This is a genomic window from Pseudomonas mangiferae, from assembly GCF_007109405.1.
In the GTDB taxonomy this organism is placed as follows: Bacteria; Pseudomonadota; Gammaproteobacteria; order Pseudomonadales; family Pseudomonadaceae; genus Pseudomonas_T; species Pseudomonas_T mangiferae.
This window is the reverse complement of the sequence record NZ_VJOY01000006.1, coordinates 59,707-82,437: the sequence shown is the minus strand read 5'-3', so window position 1 is coordinate 82,437 and position 22,731 is coordinate 59,707. Positions and strand designations below refer to the sequence as shown.

At 70.6% G+C, this 22,731-nt stretch carries 17 protein-coding genes; 12 read left to right on the top strand and 5 right to left on the bottom strand.

The window, feature by feature from the left end; all coding sequences use genetic code 11:
• Nucleotides 1-261 precede the first annotated feature (261 nt).
• Entirely contained in the window at nt 262-477 is a 216-nt protein-coding gene (gene rmf, locus FM069_RS09845) for a ribosome modulation factor (RefSeq protein ID WP_143488127.1), read from the top strand.
• An 82-nt stretch (nt 478-559) separates the two neighbouring features.
• Here the strand turns inward: rmf and FM069_RS09840 are convergent, their stop codons facing one another.
• The gene (locus FM069_RS09840; protein WP_143488126.1) at nt 560-1,600 is read right to left on the bottom strand and encodes a quinone-dependent dihydroorotate dehydrogenase; all 1,041 of its coding nucleotides are present in this window, start codon (nt 1,598-1,600) and stop codon (nt 560-562) included.
• 55 nt (nt 1,601-1,655) lie between these two features.
• Nucleotides 1,656-1,877 (bottom strand): DUF2835 domain-containing protein, encoded by a 222-nt coding sequence (locus FM069_RS09835; RefSeq protein ID WP_143488326.1) that lies wholly within the window; start codon nt 1,875-1,877, stop codon nt 1,656-1,658.
• Between the two features lie 135 nt (nt 1,878-2,012).
• Between FM069_RS09835 and FM069_RS09830 the strand changes: the two genes are divergently transcribed.
• The gene (locus tag FM069_RS09830; RefSeq protein ID WP_143488125.1) at nt 2,013-2,897 is read left to right on the top strand and encodes a DUF6685 family protein; all 885 of its coding nucleotides are present in this window, start codon (nt 2,013-2,015) and stop codon (nt 2,895-2,897) included.
• Here the strand turns inward: FM069_RS09830 and FM069_RS09825 are convergent, their stop codons facing one another.
• From FM069_RS09825 to FM069_RS09815, 3 genes are all read right to left on the bottom strand, one after another.
• The gene (locus FM069_RS09825; protein WP_143488124.1) at nt 2,898-5,291 is read right to left on the bottom strand and encodes a response regulator; all 2,394 of its coding nucleotides are present in this window, start codon (nt 5,289-5,291) and stop codon (nt 2,898-2,900) included.
• 250 nt (nt 5,292-5,541) lie between these two features.
• Nucleotides 5,542-10,407 carry an NAD-glutamate dehydrogenase gene (locus tag FM069_RS09820; protein WP_143488123.1) on the bottom strand — a complete coding sequence of 1,622 codons (4,866 nt, stop codon included), beginning with the start codon at nt 10,405-10,407 and terminating at the stop codon, nt 5,542-5,544.
• A 215-nt stretch (nt 10,408-10,622) separates the two neighbouring features.
• Complete coding sequence (locus FM069_RS09815; protein WP_143488122.1) at nt 10,623-11,555, bottom strand: LysR family transcriptional regulator; 933 nt, start codon at nt 11,553-11,555, stop codon at nt 10,623-10,625.
• 251 nt (nt 11,556-11,806) lie between these two features.
• On the opposite strand from FM069_RS09815, the gene FM069_RS09810 reads away from it, so the two are divergent.
• The 10 genes from FM069_RS09810 (at nt 11,807) to FM069_RS09765 (ending at nt 22,603) form a co-directional block, all read left to right on the top strand.
• Nucleotides 11,807-13,099, top strand: coding sequence for an MFS transporter (locus tag FM069_RS09810; RefSeq protein ID WP_143488121.1), 1,293 nt, complete (start codon nt 11,807-11,809; stop codon nt 13,097-13,099).
• A 37-nt stretch (nt 13,100-13,136) separates the two neighbouring features.
• On the top strand, nt 13,137-13,889 hold the full coding sequence (locus FM069_RS09805; protein ID WP_143488120.1) for a 5-oxoprolinase subunit PxpA: 753 nt from the start codon (nt 13,137-13,139) through the stop codon (nt 13,887-13,889).
• The gene (gene pxpB / locus FM069_RS09800) at nt 13,886-14,602 is read left to right on the top strand and encodes a 5-oxoprolinase subunit PxpB (protein ID WP_143488119.1); all 717 of its coding nucleotides are present in this window, start codon (nt 13,886-13,888) and stop codon (nt 14,600-14,602) included. The genes FM069_RS09805 and pxpB overlap by 4 nt, the downstream gene beginning before the upstream one ends.
• Entirely contained in the window at nt 14,599-15,522 is a 924-nt protein-coding gene (locus tag FM069_RS09795) for a 5-oxoprolinase subunit C family protein (RefSeq protein ID WP_143488118.1), read from the top strand. The genes pxpB and FM069_RS09795 overlap by 4 nt, the downstream gene beginning before the upstream one ends.
• Nucleotides 15,523-15,652: 130 nt before the next feature.
• Nucleotides 15,653-16,612 (top strand): AAA family ATPase, encoded by a 960-nt coding sequence (locus tag FM069_RS09790; RefSeq protein ID WP_143488117.1) that lies wholly within the window; start codon nt 15,653-15,655, stop codon nt 16,610-16,612.
• A 47-nt stretch (nt 16,613-16,659) separates the two neighbouring features.
• Nucleotides 16,660-17,586, top strand: coding sequence for a DUF58 domain-containing protein (locus FM069_RS09785; RefSeq protein ID WP_143488325.1), 927 nt, complete (start codon nt 16,660-16,662; stop codon nt 17,584-17,586).
• Nucleotides 17,583-18,077, top strand: a complete 495-nt coding sequence (locus tag FM069_RS09780; protein ID WP_143488116.1) for a DUF4381 domain-containing protein — start codon at nt 17,583-17,585, stop codon at nt 18,075-18,077. Before FM069_RS09785 ends, FM069_RS09780 begins: the two co-directional genes overlap by 4 nt.
• Nucleotides 18,070-19,074 (top strand): VWA domain-containing protein, encoded by a 1,005-nt coding sequence (locus tag FM069_RS09775; RefSeq protein WP_143488115.1) that lies wholly within the window; start codon nt 18,070-18,072, stop codon nt 19,072-19,074. Before FM069_RS09780 ends, FM069_RS09775 begins: the two co-directional genes overlap by 8 nt.
• Entirely contained in the window at nt 19,071-20,966 is a 1,896-nt protein-coding gene (locus FM069_RS09770) for a VWA domain-containing protein (protein ID WP_143488114.1), read from the top strand. The genes FM069_RS09775 and FM069_RS09770 overlap by 4 nt, the downstream gene beginning before the upstream one ends.
• A complete protein-coding gene (locus FM069_RS09765; RefSeq protein ID WP_143488113.1) occupies nt 20,963-22,603 on the top strand; it encodes a BatD family protein in 1,641 nt (546 codons plus the stop codon). Before FM069_RS09770 ends, FM069_RS09765 begins: the two co-directional genes overlap by 4 nt.
• Nucleotides 22,604-22,731: the final 128 nt, after the last annotated feature.

Sequence of the window (22,731 nt, the reverse complement as noted above, 5' to 3'; positions counted from 1 at the left end):
GTCACGCGGTGTTCCCGCAAAATCGACCGGCCGGTGCCGCGCATCTTATGGCCTGGAGCGCCTGGGTGTTACGTGCTTATGACAAAACGTTCGTTCCCACCCCGGTACGCTTTGGTTAGAACACAGCCTAGCCGACGCCGCAATGGCGCCTGGCAGGAAGACCGCGACGCCGGCAGCGGTCTCCGCGGCAGCCCCATCGGCTGCACGACCCCGCCTCGGGGCCAACGGGACATAACAGTCAACAAGTGAGGGCAACACCCTATGAGAAGACTTAAGCGTGATCCGATGGAACGAGCATTTCTACGCGGTTATCAACACGGCATTCATGGCAAATCCCGCGACCTCTGTCCTTTCACCCATCCGTCCACACGCCAGGCCTGGATCAATGGCTGGCGCGAGGGTCGCGGCGACAACTGGGATGGTTTGACCGGCGCCGCCGGTATTCATCGACTCAACGAACTCAAGGCAGTCGGCTGACCGACATCGACACGATTTGATCCAGCACGCCCCAACCGGGCGGCGGGCGTAACGCCCAAGGCTCCTTCGGGAGCCCTTCCCCTCACTGCATGTTCCCCCGCTTACGCCCCGGCATCGCCGCAATGGCATCCACCGCCTCGCGGATCAGCGCCGGGCCCCGGTAGATGAACCCCGAATAGACCTGCACCAGGCTCGCACCCGCGGCGATTTTCTCCGCCGCGTGGGCGCCTTCGGTGATGCCCCCCGCCGCGATGATCGGCAACCGCCCGCCCAGTTCGCTCGCCAGCACCCGTACCGTATGGGTGCTCTTCGCTCGCACCGGCGCACCGGACAGGCCGCCCGCCTCGTCCCCGTGCAGCAGCCCCTCGACCCCTTCCCGGCCCAGGGTGGTGTTGGTGGCGATCACCCCATCCATCCCGCATTCCAGCAGGGCACGGGCCACTTCGATGGTTTCCTCGTCGCTCATGTCCGGGGCGATCTTGATGGCCAGCGGCACGTGCCGCCCGTAGCGCTGGGCCAGGTGCCGCTGACGCTCGCCCAGGGCCTCCAGCAGACGTTTGAGAGAATCGCCGAACTGCAGGTTGCGCAGGCCGGGGGTATTGGGCGAGCTGACGTTGACGGTGACGTAGCCGGCCAGGTCGTAGACCTTGTCCAGGCAGGCCAGGTAGTCGTCCACCGCCCGCTCCACGGGAGTATCGACGTTCTTGCCGATGTTGATCCCCAGCACGCCGCGGTAGCGGGCGGCGCGGACCCGCTCCACTAGGTGATCGACACCGTGGTTGTTGAAACCCATGCGGTTGATGATGGCCTGGGCCTGGGGCAGACGGAACAGCCGAGGCTTGGGGTTGCCCGGCTGCGGGCGGGGGGTGACGGTGCCGATCTCGACGAAACCGAAGCCCAGCTGGGCGAAGCCGTCGATGGCGTCGCCGTTCTTGTCCAGGCCGGCGGCCAGGCCGACCGGGTTGGCGAAGGTCAGCCCCATCACCGTCACCGGCAGCGCGGGCTGGCGCCCCAGCAGCGTGTTCAGGCCGAGACGCCCGCCGGCGCCGATCAAGTCGATGGCCAGTTCGTGGGAGGTTTCCGGGGAGAGTCTGAACAGCAGGTCGCGAGCCAGGTTGTACATGGGCGAGGGTTCGGTCGGCGGGAAAGGACGGCGATTATAGCCGCCCCGCCGGCCCTCAAGCGAGGCGCCGCAGGGCCAGCAGCTCGCCGTCGGGGCTGAAGTCCAGCACGAAGGAACCGTGCACCCCCTCGTGAGTCAGAAAGGGCCGCAGGTGATGGGCGGGCAGGCTGACCCGACGACCGTCACGGCTGCGCAGCATGATCCGATTCGCATGCCCTTGATAAACAGCACGCAACTGTTCGGCGGATAGGGCAATATCCAGCATCAGGCTAGGCATGGAGACCGATCTCAGGATGGACAGGGCGATGATGCCGCCGCGCCCCACGCGCGCGGCCTTGAACACTCCGACCGCGCAGGACGCGGGAGGTGCGTCGTGCCGGCCCGTTCCCCTGCTGCCCATCCCGGTGCGTCCATGACCCCTGTCCCTGCCAGCCTGTCGGAGCGCCTCGCCGCCATCGCCCAGCGCCTGGGCCTGAGCGGCCGGGCGCCGCGCCAGGTGCTGGAGCGCGCGAGCCAGCTGCACCTGCCGTTCCAGGCGCTGTCAGCGCCACCGGAAAGCATTTGGTGGGACGATGCCCTGCCCCTGCAGCGGCTGGTGGAATTGCCCCGGGATGCCCTGTCCGGGCCGGTGCAGGACGACAAGCAGGCCGCCCGCGCTGCCCTGATGGGCGTGGTGCGTACCCGCCGCGCCGCACCAGCGGAGCTGGACCTGCGCCAGGTGGACGGCCTGCCGGGCAGTAACCCGGGCCTGCCGCCCTGCGCGCGCTTCGAGGACTATGTCGCCGCCCTGCCCCACCGCCAGGTGCGCATCATTGGCTACAAGGACTTTCTCAAGGCCATCGGCCACGCCCTGCCGGGTTTTCCCGGTGGCGCACCGGTGGCCCTGCAACGGGCGGCCTGGCGTGGCGGCCGGCTGTTCTGGGCCGGCGACCAGCACACCGAGGCGTTCGCCAGCGCCATCGCCTATGCCCGCTTCCGCGGCCTGGCGCTGTCTACCCAGGCCGAACGGCTGGACCACGAACTGGACCCGCAGGCCCTGTCGGCCCTCGACCAGCGCTACCACGTGCTGGCGATGCCCAGCCAGGCGTGGGCGGATGCCGGGTTCATGGGGCTGCTGGTGGAAACCGGGATTCCCTATGCCCGCCTGTCCCTGCTGCGGCACGCCGGCGCACCGGAGTGGCTGATGCTGCCCAAGCAGGATGCCGACGCCACCGCCCTGGGCGCCGGGCTGCGGCTGGCGGGCGCCGCGGATGTAGTCGCTTACCTGCGCGGGTTGCCGGCGCCCCGCCGGCGCTGATCACTCGGCGTCGCGCAGGGCGTCCAGGAGCTTCTCCCGCAGAATCTCTTCACTAAACGGCTTGGCGACGATGGCCGTCTCGCCCGCATTCAACTGGCCGAACTCCGCATAGCCGGTGATAAACACCACCGGCAGGCCCGGCAACCGCGCGCGTACGGTACGCGCCAGCTCGGCGCCGTTCATCCCCGGCATGGCGAAGTCCGCCAGCAGCAGGTCGATGCGCCGCTCACCCAGCATCGCTAAGGCCGCGGCCCCGCTGTTCACCGCCAGCACCCGGTAGCCGAAGCGCTCCAGCATCGCCGCGGTCACCTCGCGGACGCGGTCGTCGTCGTCCACCAGCAGGATGGTGCGGGACGGCCCTTCCAGCGCCGCGCCCGGGTCCACGGCGACCGGCTCGGCCTTGGCCTCGGGCTCGCGGGTGACCCGGGGCAGGTAGACCTTCACCGTGGTGCCCAGGCCCATCCGCGTCTCGATGCCCACGCCACCGCCGGACTGCTTGGCGAAGCCGAACACCTGGGGCAGGCCGAGGCCCGAGCCCTTGCCCACGTCCTTGGTGGTGAAGAACGGCTCGAACGCCTTGGCCAGGACCTCGTCGCTCATCCCCGAGCCGTTGTCCTCCACCCGCAGCACCACGTATTCGCCGGGCTCCGGGTCTTCCGGGCGCAGTGGCGGTCGGGTGACGGTCTCGTTGGCAGTGCCCAGGCGCAGGGTCCCCCCTACCGGCATGGCATCGCGGCCGTTGATCGCCAGGTTGAGCAGGATCAGCTCGATCTGGGTGGGGTCCACCAGGGCGTGCCAGAGCCCCTGCTGCATGTCGGTCTCGATCAGGACGCTGCCGCCCAGGGTGCTTTCCAGCAGGTCGAGGGTATCGGTCAGGGTCTCGTTGAGGTCCACCGCCTCCGGCACCAGCCGCTGGCGCCGGGAGAACGCCAGCAACTGGTTGGTGAGGCGAGCGCCGCGCTCGCCGGCTTCCCGGATGTTGTGCAGGCGCTGCAGCATCTTGTCGGTGGCGATGCCCTTCTCCAGGTCGCGCACCAGGAAGCTGGCGCTGGCGAGGATCACCGTGAGCAGGTTGTTGAAATCGTGGGCGACGCCGGCAGTGAGCTGGCCCACCGCTTCGAGCCGCTGCATCTGCTGCAGGGTCGCCTCGACCCGCTCGCGCTCGCCGATCTGCTCGCGCAGCTTGCGGTTGGTGCTGGCCAGTTCCTCCATGGCGGTGATCTCGCCGGTGATGTCCCGGGCCGCGGCGTAGATCGCATCTTCCTCGGACACCGCGGTCCAGGACAGCCAGCGGTAGCCGCCATTGGCGTGCCGCACGCGGATGTCGAAGCGCGGCGCGACACGGCCGCGACGAAGGCTTTCCGCTTTGACCCTGAGCATGGTCCGGTCCTCCGGGTGCACCAGGTTCAGCAGGGGCTCGCGCAGGAGCTCGTCCCGCGACCAGCCCAGGGTGTACTCCCAGGCCGGGTTGAGGGCCAGGGGCATGCTGTCGAAGGCCACCACCGCCAGCATGTCCCGGGACAGCTCCCAGGTGCGGTCGCGCTCGCGGGTGCGCTTTTCCACCCGCTCGCCCAGCACTTCGTTGAGCCGTTGCAGGGACTCGGTGGCCTGGCGCTGTTCGGTGATGTCCTGCAGCACGCCGAGGAAGCGCACGCACACGCCGTTCTCGAAGAACGCCCTGCCCCGGGTGGCCACCCAGCGCACCTCGCCATATTCCAGGAGGATGCGGTATTCCGAGCAGTAGGCCTGATCGGTCTCGACGGAGGTGGCCTGGCGCACCTCCTCCTGCATGCGCGCCCGGTCGTCCGGATGGCAGCGGGCCTCGAACAACGCCAGGTCCACCTCCGCGTCCGGCGGCAGGCCGAACATGGCCTTGCAGCGGCTGTCCCAGCGCAGCGAACCGGTAGGCGGCTCGTAGTCCCACATGCCCAGGCGCGCCGCCTCGATCATCAGGTGGGCGTGCTCGCGCACGTCCCGCAGTTCCTCTTCCGCGACGCGCCGCTGGCGCCGCTCGTGCACCTCGGTGAGGGCGCGCTCCACGGCGTTGGCCAGCAGCGGCAGGTTGCGCTTGAGCAGGTAGTCGGTGGCGCCGCGGCGCATCATGTCCACCGCGTAGGCCTCGCCGCCCAGGTCGGTGAGGAAAATGAACGGCGTCTGGGGCGCCTGGCGCAGCACCTGTTCCAGGGCCTCGGTGCCGTCCAGGGCGGGCAGGCTGTAGTCGCCCAGCACGATGTCGAAGCGCCGGCCGGCGAGGGCCTCGTCGAGCTGCCCGGGGGTTTCCACCCGGGTCAGCTCCAGGTGGTAGCCGTGGCGTTCCAGCAGATCGCGAACACGCTCGGTATCCCGGGGGTCGTGTTCGATGTGCAACAGGGAGATGGTTCTGGGCGCAGGCATGGGTTTCCCGGCAGTACAGGCATGGGGTCCGCTCGCAGAAGGTGCTTGCCCGGCGCCCCTGCGAACGGCATGAAGGTCAGCGCCGGCGAACGGAAAAAGCCGATGTCCGGATTCAACCACGCGGGGCGGGCACTGGAAAGCCTGGAAACGACCAAACACCCCAGCCCGCCCGGCGTAATGCAGCTCCCGTCACAGACCGTATCCGTAACGAAAAACCCCGCCGAAGCGGGGTTTTCCGATTACACCGGCCTCAGGACGCCGACGTGCCGCGCTGGCCGCTCTGGGCCAGGTCCATCAGCTCGCGGTCGGCCACCGCGTACATGGCGTAGTCGCTGCCGCTGGCCGCACGCAGCTCGGCCAGCATCGTCCGCCAGCGCTCAACCAGCGGGCGGTGCTGTTCCAGCCACAGGGCGACCCGCGCCTCCATGTCGTCCGGGGCGTCGGTCATCTGCAGCACCGACACGGTGATGGCGCGCTGCTGCCAGTCCAGGTCGTCGCGGAACGCCTCGCGGGCCAGGGACTGCCAGGAACTCTCCACCGACAGGTTGGTGATCTGCTGCAGGTACCAGGACAGGTCCAGGGCGCCGCCGATGGCGAAGTACGCCTCGGCCACCCGGGCGGTGTCCTGGCCGGTGACGTCGGACGCCTCGATGATCGGCAGCAGGGTGTACAGGTGGCTGGTGCCCGCCACCACCCGCGCCAGGTCCTCGGGAGCGCCGGCCTCCACGTAGGACTGGAAGCGCGACAGCCACTGCTCGCGGGCTGGGCCTTCCAGCAGTTCGTCGAGACGGCCGGCCAGCTCGGCCACCCGCGGGGCGAAGTGGGCGACGTCGCGGGCGGCGTCCAGCTCGTGACGACGGCTGCGCAGGAACCAGCGGGTGGCGCGGCGCACCAGGCGCATCAGCTCATCCATCAGGGTCAGTTGCAGCTCGGCCGGCACCTGGTAATCCAGGGCCTCGATGCGCTGCCACCAGCGCGGCAGGTTGAACACGTCGCGCACGATCACGTAGGCACCGGCGACATTGGCCGCGCTCATGCCGGTGGACTCCTTGAGCCGCTGCACGAAGGTGATGCCCATGTGGTTGACCAGGTCGTTGGCGATCTGGGTGCTGACGATCTCCCGCTTCAGGCGGTGGCGGCGCATGGCGTCGCCGAACTTCTCCGCCAGCAGCTCGGGGAAAGCGGTCTCCATTTCCCGGGCGAGGTATTCGTCGTCCGGCACCTGGGACTTCAGCAGGGCTTCCTTGAGGTCGATCTTGCTGTAGGAGATCAGCACCGACAGCTCCGGCCGGGTCAGGCCCTGGCCGTTGGAGGCGCGGTCGTTGAGGGCTTCGTCGCTGGGCAGGAACTCCAGGGCGCGATCCAGCTTGCCGGCGCTTTCCAGGGCGACGATCAGCCGCTTGTACTCGCCGATGCGCTCCCGGGCGCGCCGTTGCGCCAGGGACAGCGCCTGGGTCTGCTTGTAGTTGTTGCCCAGCACCAGGTTGCCCACGGCATCGGTCATCTCGGCCAGCAGGGCGTTGCGCTGCTTGCCGGTCATGTCCCCCGCCGCGACGATCTCGTTGAGCAGGATCTTGATGTTGACCTCGTGGTCGGAGCAGTCCACGCCGCCGGCGTTGTCGATGAAGTCGGTATTGCTGGCGCCGCCGTTGAGGCCGTATTCCACGCGGCCCAGTTGGGTCATGCCCAGGTTGCCGCCCTCGCCCACCACCTTCGCCCGCAGCTCGCGGCCGTCCACGCGCAGGGCGTCGTTGGCCTTGTCGCCGACGTCGGCGTGGCTTTCGTCGCTGGACTTCACGTAGGTGCCGATGCCGCCGTTCCAGATCAGGTCGACTGGTGCCTTGAGCAGCGCGTTGATCAGCTCGGTGGGGGTCAGCTTGTCGGCCTGGATGTCGAAGCGCGCCTTCATTTCCGGGCTGATGGTGATGCTCTTGGCGCTGCGCAGGAAGATGCCGCCGCCGGCGGAGATCAGCGAGGCGTCGTAGTCGGCCCAGCTGGAGCGCGGCAGCTCGAACATGCGCGTGCGCTCGACGAAGCTGCGGGCGGCGTCCGGGTTCGGGTCGATGAAGATGTGCTGGTGGTTGAAGGCGGCCACCAGTTGCAGGGTCTCGGACAGCAGCAGGCCATTGCCGAACACGTCCCCGGCCATGTCGCCGATGCCGATGACGGTGATGTTGTCCTTCTGCACGTCGATGCCGCGCTCGCGGAAATGCCGCTGCACCGACACCCAGGCGCCCTTGGCGGTGATGCCCATGCCCTTGTGGTCATAGCCGGCCGAGCCGCCGGAGGCGAATGCGTCGCCCAGCCAGAAGCCGTACTCGTTGGCGATACCGTTGGCGATGTCGGAGAAGGTCGCGGTGCCCTTGTCCGCCGCCACCACCAGGTAGGGGTCATCCTCGTCGTGGCGCACCACGTGGGCCGGCGGCACCACCTCGCCTTCCTTGAGGTTGTCGGTGATGTCCAGCAGGCCGGAGATGAAGATTCGGTAGCAGGCGATGGCCTCGGCCTGGATCTCGTCGCGGCTGCCGCCCACCGGCAGGCGGCGCGGGATGAAGCCGCCCTTGGCGCCCACCGGCACGATCACCGCGTTCTTCACCTGCTGCGCCTTGACCAGGCCCAGCACCTCGGTGCGGAAGTCCTCCTCGCGGTCCGACCAGCGCAGGCCGCCCCGGGCGACGTTGCCGAAGCGCAGGTGCACGCCCTCGACCCGCGGCGAGTAGACGAAGATCTCGAACTTCGGCACCGGCTTGGGCAGCTCGGGGATGGCCTTGGGGTTGAACTTGAAGCTGAAGTAGCTGCGGGCCTGGCCGTTGGCGTCCGGCTGGTAGAAGTTGGTGCGCAGGGTCGCCTTGATCAGGTCGAGGTAGCGCCGCAGGATGCGGTCCTCGTTGAGCACCGCGACGTTGTCCAGGGCGGCGAGGATCGCCTGCTCCAGGCGCTGCTGCTTGTCGTCCAGGTCGTCGGCGCCCAGCTTGCGGGCCAGGTAGAAGCGGGTCTTGAACAGCCGCACCAGCTCCCGGGCGATGTCGGTGTGGTTGAGCAGGGTGCTGGCGATGTAGCCCAGGTCGAAGCCCAGGCGGATCTGCTTGAGGTAGCGGGCGTAGGCGCGCAGCAGGGCGACGTCGCGCCACGGCAGGCCGGCGGTCAGTACCAGGCGGTTGAAGGCATCGTTCTCGGCGGCACCGCGGACGATCTGCACGAAGGCGTCCTGCAGGGTGTCGTTGAGCTGCTGGATGTCCACGTCCAGGCCTTCCGGCCAGGCGAAGGCGAAGTCGTGGATCCAGTACTCGCGGCCGTTGCGGTGGTGCAGGCGGTAGGGGAACTCACCCAGCACGCGCAGGCCGAGGTTCTCCAGGATCGGCAGCACGTCGGACAGCGCCAGCGGCGTGTCGGCGTGGTACAGCTTGCAGTGCAGCTGACGCTGCTCGCCCTGGGCCAGGGGCTGGTAGAAGCTCATCACCAGCGGGCGATCCTCGCCCAGGCTCAGCAGGTGCTGCAGGTCCACCACCGCCGAATGGGGGGCGAAGCGCTCGCGGTAGCCGGCCGGGAAGTTCTTCGGGAAGTCCGCCAGCACGCGGGTGCCCTGGGCCTCGCCGAAACTTTCCACCACCAGCCCGGCGAAGTCGTCCTTCCAGGACCGGCAGGCCTGGACCACTTCGCTTTCCAGCTGCTGCGGGTCGATGTCCAGCTTGGTCTTCGGGTCCACCCGCAGGATGAATTGCACCCGGGCCAGGACCGACTCGGAGAAATAGGTCCAGAACTCGCAGTCGGTGGCGTGCAGGCGGTCCACCAGCACCTGCTGGATGCGCAGGCGGCTCTCGGTGGAGTACACGTCGCGCGGGACGTAGGCCAGGGCGTAGACGAAGCGCCCGTAGGGGTCGAAGCGCAGGAACAGGCGGACCTTGTTGCGCTCCTGGATCTGCACGATGGACAGGGCGGTGCTGAACAGCTCTTCCACCGGGGTCTGGAACAGGTCGTCGCGGGGCAGTACCTCCAGGACCTTGACCAGTTCCTTGCCCAGGTGACCCTGGGCATCGAAGCCGGAGCGGCGGGCGACTTCCGCTACCTTGCGACGGATGTAGGGAATCTCGCGGACGCTCTCGCTGTAGACGGTGGAGGTGTAGAGGCCGAGGAAGCGGCACTCCTTGATCACCTGGCCGTTGCCGTCCAGCTCGCGGATGGACACGAAGTCCGGGTAGGCCGGGCGGTGCACGCGGCTCGGCTGGGCGGCCTTGGCGAAGGACAGCAGCACCGGCTCGCGCAGGTAGTTCACGGCGTAGGGCTCGACGTGCAGCTCTTCGCCGCTCAGGCCGCTGCGCAGCAGCTTGGAGACCCCCAGCAGGGAGGCCGGGTCGTAGACCAGGCGGCCACCGTCGGCGTCGTCCGCCAGGGTGAATTCCTCGTAGCCGAGGAAGGTGAAGTGGTTGTCCAGCAGCCACTCGAGGAACACGCGGATCTCCGCGCGCTCGGCGTCCTCCACCTGCAGGGTGGCCTGGTCCAGCCAGGCCAGCAGTTCGCGGGCCTTGGCCTTCATGGGCTGGAAGTCGGCGACGGTCAGGCGCACTTCGCCCAGCACGTCCAGCAGGGCCCGCTCCAGGGCACGCATGTCGGCGGCGCTGGCGCAGCGGTCGATCTCCAGGAACATCAGGGATTCCTGGCTGACGCCCTCGTCCTGGGTGCCCTTGGGCAGCACTTCCAGCAGGTCGCCCTTGTCATCGCGGCGCACGCTGAGGACGCTGTTCTGCAGGGTGTGGATACTGTGGCCATGGCGGTTCAGCTCCATGCGCACGGAGTCCACCAGGAACGGGATGTCCGGGTGCAGAACTTCCACCACGGTGTGGGTGGACTGCCAGCCGTGCTTCTCGTAATCCGGGTTGAAGACGCGCACTTCCGGCTTGGCGTGCTCGAAGCGCTCCAGCAGACGCCAGGACGACAGCGTGGACCCGACCAGGTCGGAGAGCCGGCGCTGGGTCAGTTCCTCGAGGGCGATGATGCCGAAGAATTGCTCGGCGAACAGGCTCACTTGTGGCAGTGCCTGCTCGCTGACGTGCTGTGCCAGGGCCGCTTGCAGTTGATGCTGGAAGTCGGCTTTGCTGGCCGCAGTAAAGAACGCCATGTGTATGCTCCGCTTGGGCTGTTGTCGTAAGCGTCTTGCGCTTGTGGAGAGAAGGACTCTGGATCGGGGCCGCGGTTCACCTTGCAGAAACCGGCGACCGGCGCGGGGAAGGAACGGGCAGACCGGCCGGTCACCCGGGAGAGCTTAGCGAGGGAGCCGGGCGACGTGCTTACCACGCCGCGACATATTCTTTCACCGGCGGCGGGCGGGTCGGCCTAAGCGGGCTCGTCGGCCGGCAGCAGGTAGCCGGCGCCCGCCTCGCCGGCCTGCTCGGCCACCACTGCGCGGGCGATCTCCACCACCCGCTCCACCAGTTCCAGGCCGACCCCGGTGCGCCACGAGGCTACCGCCTCCAGGGGCGGCAGGCCGCTGTCCAGACCCAGCAGCACCAGCTCGCCGCTGGCCAGCGCCCGGGCGACCAGCGCTGGGGGCAGCGCGCCGATGCCAAACCCGTCCTGGACCAGGCGGGTGATGGCGGAGGCCGAATTCACGCAGTTCACCCGGGGCGCGGCGATGCCGTGGGCGTGCAGCAGGTTGAGCACGTCCTGGTGCGGGCGCGACTGCTTGGAGAAGGTGATGATGCGCTCCTTCGCCAGGTCTTCCAGGGAAGCGTAGTCGCGGTCGTAGAGGGACCCGCGGGCGGCGATCCAGCGCATCGGGTAGCGCGCCAGGCTCAGGTTGCGCACCGTCTCGTGGCGGATGAAATCGGTCTGGAACACCACGTCCAGGTAGCCCTTCTGCAATAGGTCGCAGAGGTTGCGCGCGGTGTCGGCGGTCAGCTCGATCTCCACCGCCGGGTAGCGTTCCATCAACCGCGCCACCAGTGGGCTCAGCCAGGTGTGGATGACGGTGTCCATGGCACCCAGGCGCAGGTAGCCCTGCTGCAGCCGGGCGTCGTCGTCCAGGGACTGGCGCAGCGCCCGCTGCACCTCCAGCATCCGCTCGGCGTGGTCGAGCACCGTGAGCCCGGCGGGGGTCAGGGACACGCCCTTGCTGTCGCGAATGAACAGGCGCACATCGAGTTCGCTCTCCAGGGCGGCGATACGGCTGGAGACGGAGGCCTGGGTGGTGAAGAGCTTCTCCGCGGTCAGACGAAAGCTCTTGAGCCGCGCGACCCAGACGAAGGTTTCCAGGAATCTCAGGTTCATCGACGCGCTCCGGCGGCGGCGCGCCGCCCGCGCCGAGCCCGGATTGTCACCCGAAACCCCGGCCCGCGGGCAGATCAGAATTTCTTATCTGGCGCGGCCGGTTTTTTCCGTTGGACGTCCCGCGCCCGCCGGCGGAAAGATTCGCCCCAGGTGCGCGGCCGCGCCGCGCCCGCTCCTCACGACCGCGCCTTTCCAATACCACAACGAGGCCGGCTCGCCTTCTTCGCCCGCTGCCCCAGGAACCCTCCGTCATGGAAAAGAGCCTGACCCAGGACACGCACGGCCAACCCGCCCGTCGCGGCCCCTTCGCCTGGTACCACGAAATCAGCGCCAACGAACGGCGCACTTTCTGGAGCTGCAAAATCGGCTATGGCCTGGATGGCATGGACACGCAGATGCTCAGCTTCGTGATCCCCACGCTGATCGCCACCTGGGGCCTGAGCACCGGCGAGGCCGGGTTGATCGGCACCTGCACCCTGCTGGCCTCCGCCGCCGGCGGCTGGATCGCCGGCATCCTCGCCGACCGTATCGGCCGGGTCCGCACCCTGCAACTCACGGTGCTCTGGTTCGCGGTGTTCACCTTCCTCTGCGGGCTGGCCCGGGACTTCGACCAGTTGCTGCTGGCGCGCACCCTGATGGGCTTCGGGTTCGGCGGCGAGTGGACCGCCGGCGCGGTGCTGATCGGCGAAGTGATCCGCGCCCAGGACCGCGGCAAGGCGGTGGGCATGGTGCAGTCCGGCTGGGCTCTGGGCTGGGGGCTCACGGCGCTGCTCTACGCCCTGCTGTTCACCTGGCTGCCGGCGGAGCTGGCCTGGCGCGCGCTGTTCCTGCTGGGGCTGCTGCCGGCGCTGTTCGTGCTGTTCGTGCGGCGCCTGGTGAAGGAGTCGGACAGCTTCCAGCAGGTCCACCGCCGCCGCGACGAACGCCGCGAATCCTGGCTGGCGTTCTGCGAGATCTTCGCCCCGCGGCTGCTAAGCACCACCCTGCGCGCCTCGCTGCTGACCACCGGCGCCCTGGGCGGCTACTACGCCATCACCACCTGGCTGCCCACCTTCCTGAAGACCGAGCGCGGCCTGAGCGTGCTGGGCACCGGCGGCTACCTGGCGATGGTCATCGTCGGCTCCTACGTGGGCTACGTCATCAGCGCCCTGCTCACCGATGCCCTGGGGCGCAGGAAGAACTTCATCCTGTTCGCGGCCGGCTCGCTGCTGATCGTGCTGGGCTACACCCAGTTGCCCATCCACAACGGCCTGATGCTCTGGCTCGGCTTCCCCCTGGGCTTCTTCGCCTCGGGCATCTTCTCCGGCATGGGCGCCTTTCTCACCGAGCTGTTCCCCACCCGCCTGCGCGGGTCTGGCCAGGGCTTCTGCTACAACGCCGGGCGCTCGGTGGCGGCGCTGTTCCCGCTGCTGATCGGCCACTTGAGCCAGAGCATGCCCCTGGGCATCGGGATCGGCGTATTCTCCGCCGGCGCCTACGCCGTGGTGATACTGGCGGCCCTGAGCCTGCCGGAAACCCGCGGCAAGGACCTGGAACACGACTGACCGAGCCGCCCTTGCCACCGTTCACGAGGACGTTTCCTTGACCGCTCTGCTGCTCAACTGCGACATCGGCGAAAGCTTCGGCGCCTGGACCCTGGGCCTGGACGCCGAGGTCATGCCCTTCATCGACTGCGCCAACGTCGCCTGCGGCTTCCACGCCTCCGACCCCGGCACCATGCGCCGCACCGTCGCCCTGGCGGCGCGCCACGGGGTGCGGGTCGGCGCCCACCCCGCCTACCCCGACCTGGTGGGCTTCGGCCGCCGCTCCATGGCCTGCACGCCTCAGGAAGTGGAGGACCTGCTGCTCTACCAGATCGGCGCCCTGGACGGCGTCTGCCGCGCCGAGGGCCTGCGGGTCGGCTACGTGAAGCCTCACGGCGCGCTGTACACCGACATGATGCGCGACCCGGCCACCCTGCGCGGGGTGATGCAGGCGGTGGCGCGCTACGACGCCGGCCTGCCGCTGATGCTCATGAGCACCCGGGACAACGGCCCGGCCCTGGCCCTGGCCGCCGAATACGGCCTGCCGCTGCTGTTCGAGGCGTTCGCCGACCGCGGCTACGACGCCCATGGCTTCCTGCTGCCCCGCAGCCAGCCCGGCGCGGTGCACCACGACAGCGACACGGTGGTCGCCCAGGCCCTGGCCTTCGCCCGCCGCACGCCGCTGCGCGCCGCCGACGGCAGCGACCTGCTGCTGGACTGCGACACCCTCTGCGTACACGGCGACAACGCCGCCTCGGTGGCGGCGGTGAAGCGCATCCGCGAGGCCCTCGAAGCCGAGGCGCAGCCATGAACCCGCGCATCGAGGTGGTAGCCATGGACGCGCTGATGCTGCGCCTGTTCGACCGCATCGAGGAGGACAACCTGCCCTGGCTGCTGGCGGCCCGGCAGCGCATCGTCGAGGCCTTCGGCGCGGCGCTGCTGGACCTGGTGCCGTCCTACACCACCCTGATGCTGCACTACGACGTCACCCGCCTGGACCTGGCCGAGGCACGCCGGCGCCTGGCCGCGGCCCTGGACGGGCTGCGCGTGCCGGAGGACGACGGCGGCGCCCGGCACACCCTACCGGTCTGGTACGACCCGCGGGTCGGTCCGGAGCTGACACGGCTGGCCGAGCGCGGCGGGCTCGAACCGGCCGACGTCATCCGCCTGCACAGCGAACGGGACTACCGGGTGTTCGCCCTGGGCTTCGCCCCCGGGTTCGCCTTCATGGGCCTGGTGGACCCGCGCCTGGCGGCGCCGCGCCTGGACACCCCGCGGCAACGGGTGGCGGCCGGCAGCGTCGGCATCGCCGAGCGGCAGACCGCGGCCTACCCGCTGGTCTCGCCGGGCGGCTGGAACCTGATCGGCCGCACCCCGGCGCGGCTGTTCGACCGCCAGCGGGACGGCTACAGCCTGCTGCGCCCCGGCGACCGGGTGCGCTTCGAGGCCATCGACCACGCCACCTTCCTGCGCCTGGGGGGCGACGACACGCCCCTGGCGCCCACCGGACGCGCCGCGGCATGAGCGGCCTCGTGGTGGAACGCGCCACCCCGCTGTGCCAGCTGCAGGACGCCGGCCGCTTCGGCGTGCGCCACCTGGGGGTGACCCAGGGCGGCGCCCTCGACTGGGTGGCCATGGGCTGGGCCAACTGGCTGCTGGGCAACCCCCTGGGGGCGCCAGTGGTGGAGGTCGCCCTGGGCGGGCTGCGCCTGGTCTGCCAGCGGGATGCCTGCCTGGCCCTGGCCGGCGCCGACCTGCAGGCGCGCCTGGACGACCAGCCCCTGGCGCCCTGGCGTCATTTCGCCGTGCGCCGGGGCCAGGTGCTGGACTTCATCGGTCCGCGCCTGGGGGCCCGCACCTACCTGGCGGCCCCGGGCGGTTTCCTCGCGCCCGCGGTCCTGGGCAGCTGCGCCACCGTAGTCCGCGAAGGCCTGGGCGGGCTGGCCGGGGGCGGCCGGCCGCTGCAGGCCGGCGATACCCTGGACTGGCGGGGCGCCGCGCCGGTCGCCCGGGAGATGCCCGCTGCCTTGCGCCCCGACCTCGCCGCCCCGGCCCGGCTAGACCTGGTGGTGGGCGCGCAGATCGGCGGGTTCGATAGCCGGAGCCTGTTCGACGCCTTCAACGCCGACTGGACCCTGGACACCCGCGGCGACCGCATGGGCGTGCGCTTGCAGGGCCCGGTGCTGGATTACCGGGGCGAAGGCCTGGTGTCCGAGGGCATCCCGCCGGGGGCGGTGCAGGTCCCGCCGGACGGTCAGCCGTTCGTCCTGCTCAACGACCGCCAGACCATCGGCGGCTACCCTCGCCTCGGCGCCCTCACCCTCCTGGCCCAGGCGCGCCTGGCCCAGTGCGTGCCGGGGGAGAGACTGCGCCTGCGGGCACGGGACGCCGACAGCGCCCAGCGCGAGCACCGCCGCTACCTGGAACGCTGGCGCCAGGTCTGATGCGTCGCCGTCCGGGCGCCGCAAACGCCCGGCGGACGTCTCGGTTGGGCGGGGACCTGCCGATGGATTAAAGTGTGGGCCCTCGATGGGGGCCCGCATCCTGCGCCCCCACCCTTTTGCGGAATGCCCCATGGAACACCGTGAAGCGCTGGTCGCGCTGCGCCACTACCTGTCCAGCCAGATCCTCGGCCAGGAAAAGCTCCTGGAACGCCTGCTGATCGCCCTCCTCGCCGACGGCCACCTGCTGGTGGAAGGCGCCCCGGGCCTGGCCAAGACCAAGGCGATCAAGGACCTGGCCGAAGGCCTCGAAGCGGAGTTCCACCGCATCCAGTTCACCCCCGACCTGCTGCCGGCGGACATCACCGGCACCGAGATCTACCGCCCGGAAACCGGCAGCTTCGTGTTCCAGCAGGGGCCGATCTTCCACAACCTGGTGCTGGCGGACGAGATCAACCGGGCGCCGGCCAAGGTGCAGTCGGCTCTGCTGGAAGCCATGGCCGAGCGCCAGGTGAGCGTCGGCCGCAGCACCTACGAGCTGTCGCCGCTATTCCTGGTGATGGCCACCCAGAACCCCATCGAGCAGGAAGGCACCTACCCGCTGCCGGAAGCCCAGCTCGACCGCTTCCTCATGCACGTGAAGATCGGCTTTCCCGACGCGGGCGTCGAACGCAAGATCCTCCAGCAGGCCCGGGGCGAGGCCCTCAACGGCGAGGCCCAGCCGGAGAAGCGCGTCAGCCAGCAGGCGATCTTCGCCGCCCGCAAGGAAATCCTCGGCCTGTACATGGCCGACGCGGTGGAGGAATACCTGGTGCAACTGGTCATGGCCACCCGCACCCCGGCCAAGTTCGACGCGGAAATGGCCGAGTGGATCGCCTACGGCTCCAGCCCCCGGGGCTCCATCGCCCTGGACCGCTGCGCCCGTGCCCACGCCTGGCTGGCCGGGCGCGACTTCGTCAGCCCGGAGGACATCCAGGCGGTGCTGTTTGACGTACTGCGCCACCGCATCATCCTGTCCTTCGAAGCCGAAGCCGCCGGCATCGATCAGGACCGGGTGATCCAGCGCATCCTCGACGTGGTGGCGGTGGCGTGATCGCCCGACCCACCGCCGAGGCGCCCCCGGCCGCCGCCGAAGGCGGCGTGGCCGGAGCGGTGCCGGGGGTGCACACCAGCCTCGCCGAACTGATCGACATTCGCCACCGGGCCCGGGAAGTGCAGCTGTTCTCCACGCCGTCGCGGCGCAGCCCGCTGGTGGGGGTGCACCATTCGCGCCTGCGCGGGCGCGGCGTGGACTTCGACCAGGTGCGGGTGTACCAGGCCGGCGACGACGTGCGGACCATCGACTGGCGCGTCACCGCCCGATCCCAAGAACCCCATACCAAGCTGTTCCACGAGGAGCGGGAGCGCCCGGTGTTCATCCTGGTGGAGCAGAGCCGGCGGCTGTTCTTCGGCAGCGGCCAGGCCTTCAAGTCAGTGCTCGCCGCCCGCGCCGCCAGCCTGTTCGGCTGGGCCGCCCTGGGCCACAACGATCGCATTGGCGGCCTGGTGTTCGGCGACGCCGAGCACTACGAGATCAAGCCGCGCCGCAGCAAGCAGAGCCTGCTGCAACTGCTGGGCCGCCTGGCGCGGGTGAACCAGGGCCTGCACGTGGAGCGAACGCCCGACCGCGACGGCTTCAGCCTGGCCCTGCGGCGCGCCCGCGAAGTGCTGCGCCCCGGCAGCCTGGTGGTGGTGCTCTGCGACGAGCGCGCCCTCAGCGACACCGCCGAGCAGCAGTTGGGGTTGCTGGCCCGGCACACCGACCTGATCCTGCTGCCCCTCTCCGACCCCCTCGACCGGGCGCTGCCCGCCGCCGGCCTGCTGCGTTTCGCCGAACGCGGCGCCCAGCTGGAGCTGGACACCCACGACAGCGACCTGCGCCAGGCCTACCAGCGCCAGGCCGAGGGCCGGGTCGCCCGCTGGCAGCGGCTGTCGCAGAAACTGGGAGTGCTGCTGATGCCCCTGGGCACCGAGCGGGACGTGGTGGACCAGTTGCGCGACCACCTGCAGCAGCGAGGCGGTCGATGAACCCCCTGGATCAGCTGGCGCCGCCGCTCCCGCCGGCGCCGATCCCCTGGTGGCCGCCAGCCCCCGGCTGGTGGCTGCTAGCCGTGCTGCTGCCCCTGGCGCTCTGGGGCCTCTGGCGCCTGGCCCGGCGCCTGCCGCGCCGCCGGCGCCCCATGGCGGACGCGTCAGCGGCCCTGGACCCGCTGCGCCAGGCGGCCCTCGACGAGCTGGCGCGCCTGGGCAAGCCCTACGACACCCCGGCGCAACACTGGCTGCAGCAGCTGAACGCCCTACTCAAGCGCCTGTGCCGGGCCCATTACCCGGACGACGCCAGCCATGTGCTCAGCGGGCGCGCCTGGCTGGCGTTCCTCGACAGCCGCTGCCCGGCGGCCGGGCTGACCCGCTGGATGATCCTGGTGGAAGGCGCCTACCGCCCCCACTGCCGCCTGGACGACAAGGCCATCGACGGGCTCCACCAGGCCGTGGATACCTGGATTCGCAAGCATGTTTGAGTTCGCCTGGCCCTGGGTCTTCCTGCTCGCCCCGCTGCCCTGGCTGCTGCGCCGGTTGCTGCCGGCGGCGGACAGCGGCGAGGCGGCGCTGCACACCCCGTTCCTCGCCGAGCTGGAGGCCCTGGCCGGGCGCCGCGCCCTGCTGCGCCTGCCCGCCTGGCGCCAGCAACTGCGCTTCGTCCTGCTCTGGGCGCTGCTGCTGGTGGCCGCGGCGCGCCCCGAATGGGTCGGCGAACCGCTCCCCCTGCCTTCCAGCGGGCGCGACCTGCTGCTGGCGGTGGACGTCTCCGGCTCCATGGAATATGCCGACATGGACCTGGACGGCCGCAAGGTCAGCCGGCTGGCCCTGGTCAAGCGGCTGATGGGCGAATTCATCGACGGCCGCCAGGGGGATCGCATCGGCCTGATCCTGTTCGGCAGCCAGGCCTACCTGCAGGCGCCGCTAACCTTCGACCGGCCCACCGTGCATACCTGGCTCGACGAGGCGCTGATCGGCATCGCCGGCACCAACACTGCACTGGGCGACGCCATCGGCCTGGGGGTCAAACGCCTGCGCCAGCGCCCCGCCAGCAGCCGCGTGCTGGTGCTGGTCACCGACGGCGCCAACACCGGGGGCGAGGTGGAACCGCTGACCGCCGCGCGCCTCGCCGCCGACGAACAGGTGAAGGTCTACACCATCGGCATCGGCGCCGACCCCAATCAGGGCGGTGGCCTCGGTTTCCTCGGCATGAACCCGGGCCTGGACCTGGACGAACCGACCCTGACCGCCATCGCCGAGCGCACCGGCGGCGAGTATTTCCGCGCCCGTACCGGCGAGGACCTGCGGCGCATCGAAAGCACCCTCGACCGCCTGGAGCCGGTGGCCCAGTCGCCGACCCGGGCGCGCCCGGCCCTGGCCCTCTACCCCTGGCCCCTGGGCCTGGCGCTGCTGCTCAGCGTGGCCTTCGTCGCCCGGGTGCTGTGGCCCCATGCCCGCTGGCCCCGGAGGCGCCCGTGATCGACCTCTGGCCCCACTGGCTGCGCCCCGCCTGGCTGCTGGCGCTGCTGCCCCTGGGCTGGCTGCTCTGGCGCCTCTGGCACCGGGAAGCCCGCAGCGGACGCTGGCAACAGCTGCTGCCGCCGGCCTTCCAGCCCTGGCTGCTCAAGGGCCAGCGCGCCCGGGGCGGCCGCCTGCCGTGGATCGCTCTGGGGCTGGCCTGGCTGCTGGCGCTGCTGGCCCTGCTGGGGCCCAGCTGGCAACGCATCGAACAGAGCGCCGGCAAGCGCGCCGACCCGCTGGTGGTGATGCTGGAGCTGACCCCGGCGATGCTCGCCGCCGACGCGCCGCCGTCGCGCCTGGAGCAGGCGCGCCGCAAGCTGCTGGACCTGCTCCAGGCGCGCCACGACGCCCAGACCGCCCTGGTGGTCTACGCCGGCAGCGCCCATACCCTGGTGCCGCTGTCCGACGACCTGATGACCGCGCGCAACCTGCTGGAAGCCCTCAAGCCCTCCATCATGCCGGAGCCGGGACGCCGCGCTGACCTGGCGGTGGCGCGGGCCCTGGCGCTGCTGGACCAGGGCGCCCAGGGCCAAGGCCGGTTGCTGCTGATCACTTCGCGCCTGGACAGCGACGAGCGCCACGCCATCCGCGCGGCCCTGGGCGACCGTGGCGCACGCCTGTCGATCCTGGGCATCGGTACCGCCCAGGGGGCCCCGGTGGCCCAGGAAAACGGCGGGTTCCTCAAGGACGCGCACGGCGCCATCCTGCTGCCCAAGCTGGACGCCAAGGGCCTCAAGCGCTTCGCCGGCAAGCTCGGCGGGCACTACGCCAGCGCGCGCCTGGACGACCGCGACCTGCGCACCCTCGGTCTGCTGGAAGACACCGGGAGCCTGCGCCAGGACACGACGATCGTGCGCCTGCAGGCCTGGGCCGACCAGGGCCATTGGCTGTTGCTGCCGTTGCTGCTGCTGGCCGCCTGCGCCGGGCGCCGCGGCTGGTTGTTCTGCCTGCCGCTGCTGCTGGCCCTGCCCCAGCCGAGCGAGGCCTTCGAACTGGCCGACCTGTGGCTGCGCCCGGACCAGCAGGGCCAGCGCCTGCTGCAGATGCAGCAGCCAGCGGAGGCGGCCGCCCGCTTCGAAGACCGCCAGTGGCAGGGCCTGGCCCTCTACCAGGCCGGCGATTACGCCGGCGCCGCCGAGCGCTTCGCCGGCGAGGACAGCGCGGCGGCCCACTACAACCGCGGCAATGCCCTGGCCAAGGCCGGCCAACTGGACGCCGCCCTGGACGCCTACGACAGCGCCCTGGAGCGCCAGCCCGACCTGGAACCGGCGCAACGCAACCGGGCCCTGGTGGAACGCCTGCTGAAGGAACGCCAGCAGCAGCCGTCCGCCGCCGACGGCGACCCGCCGCCCGACCGGCAGCCGTCGCCCTCCAAACAACCGTCTGCCGACGCCGCCGGGAGCGGCCAGGGCCGTAGCGACGCCGGCGGCCAGCAGCAGGAGGCCGGCGCTGCCGATCGCGCCAACGGGGCCTCGACGCCACCGCCGTCCTCCGACGGCGCGACCCAGTCGCCCTCCGGCCAGGCGGATGCGACGCCCTCTCCGCCCGCGGCCAACGGCCATGACGGGAAAACGCCACGCCCCGACGCGCCGGAAGCCCCACGGGATGCCTCCCCTGCCTCGGCAGGCGCAGCCCAGCCTGCCCAGGCGGGTGATGCCGCCGACGGGCACGCCTCGCCCGCCCAAGCCGCGGCGGCCGACAAGAGCGGGACGGGCACAGGCGAAGGGCTCGGCGAGGAACGTCGCCAGGCCCTGGAACAATGGCTGCGGCAGATTCCCGACGACCCCGCCGAATTGCTGCGCCGCAAGTTCTGGTACGAACAGCAACAGCGCCAGGAAACCACCCGATGATCCGCTCGCTCTGCCTCCTGCTCCTCGCCCTGCTGGCCCTCCAGGCCCACGCCGGGAGCCTCACCGCCAGCGTCGACCGGGCCCGCCTGAGCGAGGGCGAGACCCTGGAGCTGACCCTCGTCTCGGACGACGTCACGGTCTTCGGCAGGCCGGACCTGAAGGCCCTGGACCCGCTGTTCGAGGTGCTGGACACCCGTCAGGTCAACCACCTGACCACCCTGGACGGCGCCGCCCACGCGTCCACCCAGTGGCGGATCACCCTGCGCCCGAAACAGACCGGCTTCGTGGTGATCCCGCCGCTGCGTCTGGGCGATGCCGAGAGCCAGCCGCTGACCGTGCGGGTGACGCCCGCCGACGCCGGCAGCGACGAGCGCCAGCTGGCGCCGGTGTTCATCGACGCCAGCCTCGATCAGGAAACCACCTACGTGCAGGCCCAGGTGGTGCTGACCCTGCGCATCTACCACTCAGTGTCGCTGTACGACGATAGCAGCCTGACCGCCCTGCAGATGCCGGACGCCCGGGTGGAGCAGTTGGGCGAGCCACGCACCTACGAGAAGGACATCAATGGCGTGCGCCACGGGGTGATCGAGCTGCGCTACGCGATCTTTCCCCAGCGCAGCGGCGAGCTGAGCATTCCCGCCCAGACCTTCAGCGCCACCCTGGTGGAGCGCAACACCCGCAACCCCTACCAGCCGTTCGGCGCGCGACCGGGCAAGCTGACCCGGGTCAAGTCCCCGGACATCCCCCTGACGGTGAAGCCCAAGCCCGCCGACTACCCGGCCGACGCCCCCTGGCTGCCGGCCCGCGCCCTGACCCTGAACGAGAGCTGGAACCCGGAGCCGGGCGCGCTGAAGGCCGGCGACTCCCTGACCCGCAGCCTGCTGGTGAAGGTGGACGGCCTGGCCGGCGCCCAGCTGCCGCCCCTGCCGGCCACGGAGATACCCGGCCTGCGCCGCTACCCGGACCAGCCGCAACTCACCAGCCAGGTCTCCGAGCGGGGCGTGACCGGCAGCCGCGAGGAGCGGATCGCCCTGGTGCCGACCCAGGCCGGCGACGTGGCGGTGCCGGCGGTGGACCTGGTCTGGTGGAACACCGTCGAGGACCGCCTGGAGCATGCGCGCCTGCCGGGCCGCAGCCTCAGCGTCGCCGGCAACCCGAGCCTGGAGCCGGAGGCGCCGCTGGCACCGGCGCCCCTGGCCGAAGCGGCGCCCGCGCGTCCCCTGTGGCCCTGGCAGTTGGCCACGCTGCTGCTGGCTCTCACCACCCTGCTGGGCTTCGGTCTCTGGTGGCACGCCCGCCGGCAACCGGCGATCCCGCCCAGCGTGCAGAACGGTCCGAGCCCGCGCACGCTGCTGGACGACCTGCGCCGCGCCTGCCAGGCCAACGATCCCCAGGCCACCCGCCAGGCCCTGGACGCCTGGGCGCGGCAGCAGCCGGAAACCCTCGCCGCCATGGCCGCTCGCTTCGCGCCGCTGTCGGAAAGCCTCGACGGCCTGAACGGCGCGCTCTACAGCGAGGCTGGCCAGCACTGGCAGGGCGAGGCGTTGTTCAAGGCCATCCGCGCCCTGCCCCCGGCGGAAACCGAAGGCGACGGCACGCCGGACGCCGGTCCCCTGCCGCCCCTCTACCCCCGCTGAGGCGCGCTGCGCGCCGCTCGTCCCGGGGGCCGCCGCCCGACACGGCCGTTGCGCTCAGGACTTGGGGGCAGTCCCACCCAGTGAAGAACCGAGGTTGACGAGGGATGCCGGGCCCTGCACCGCGCGAT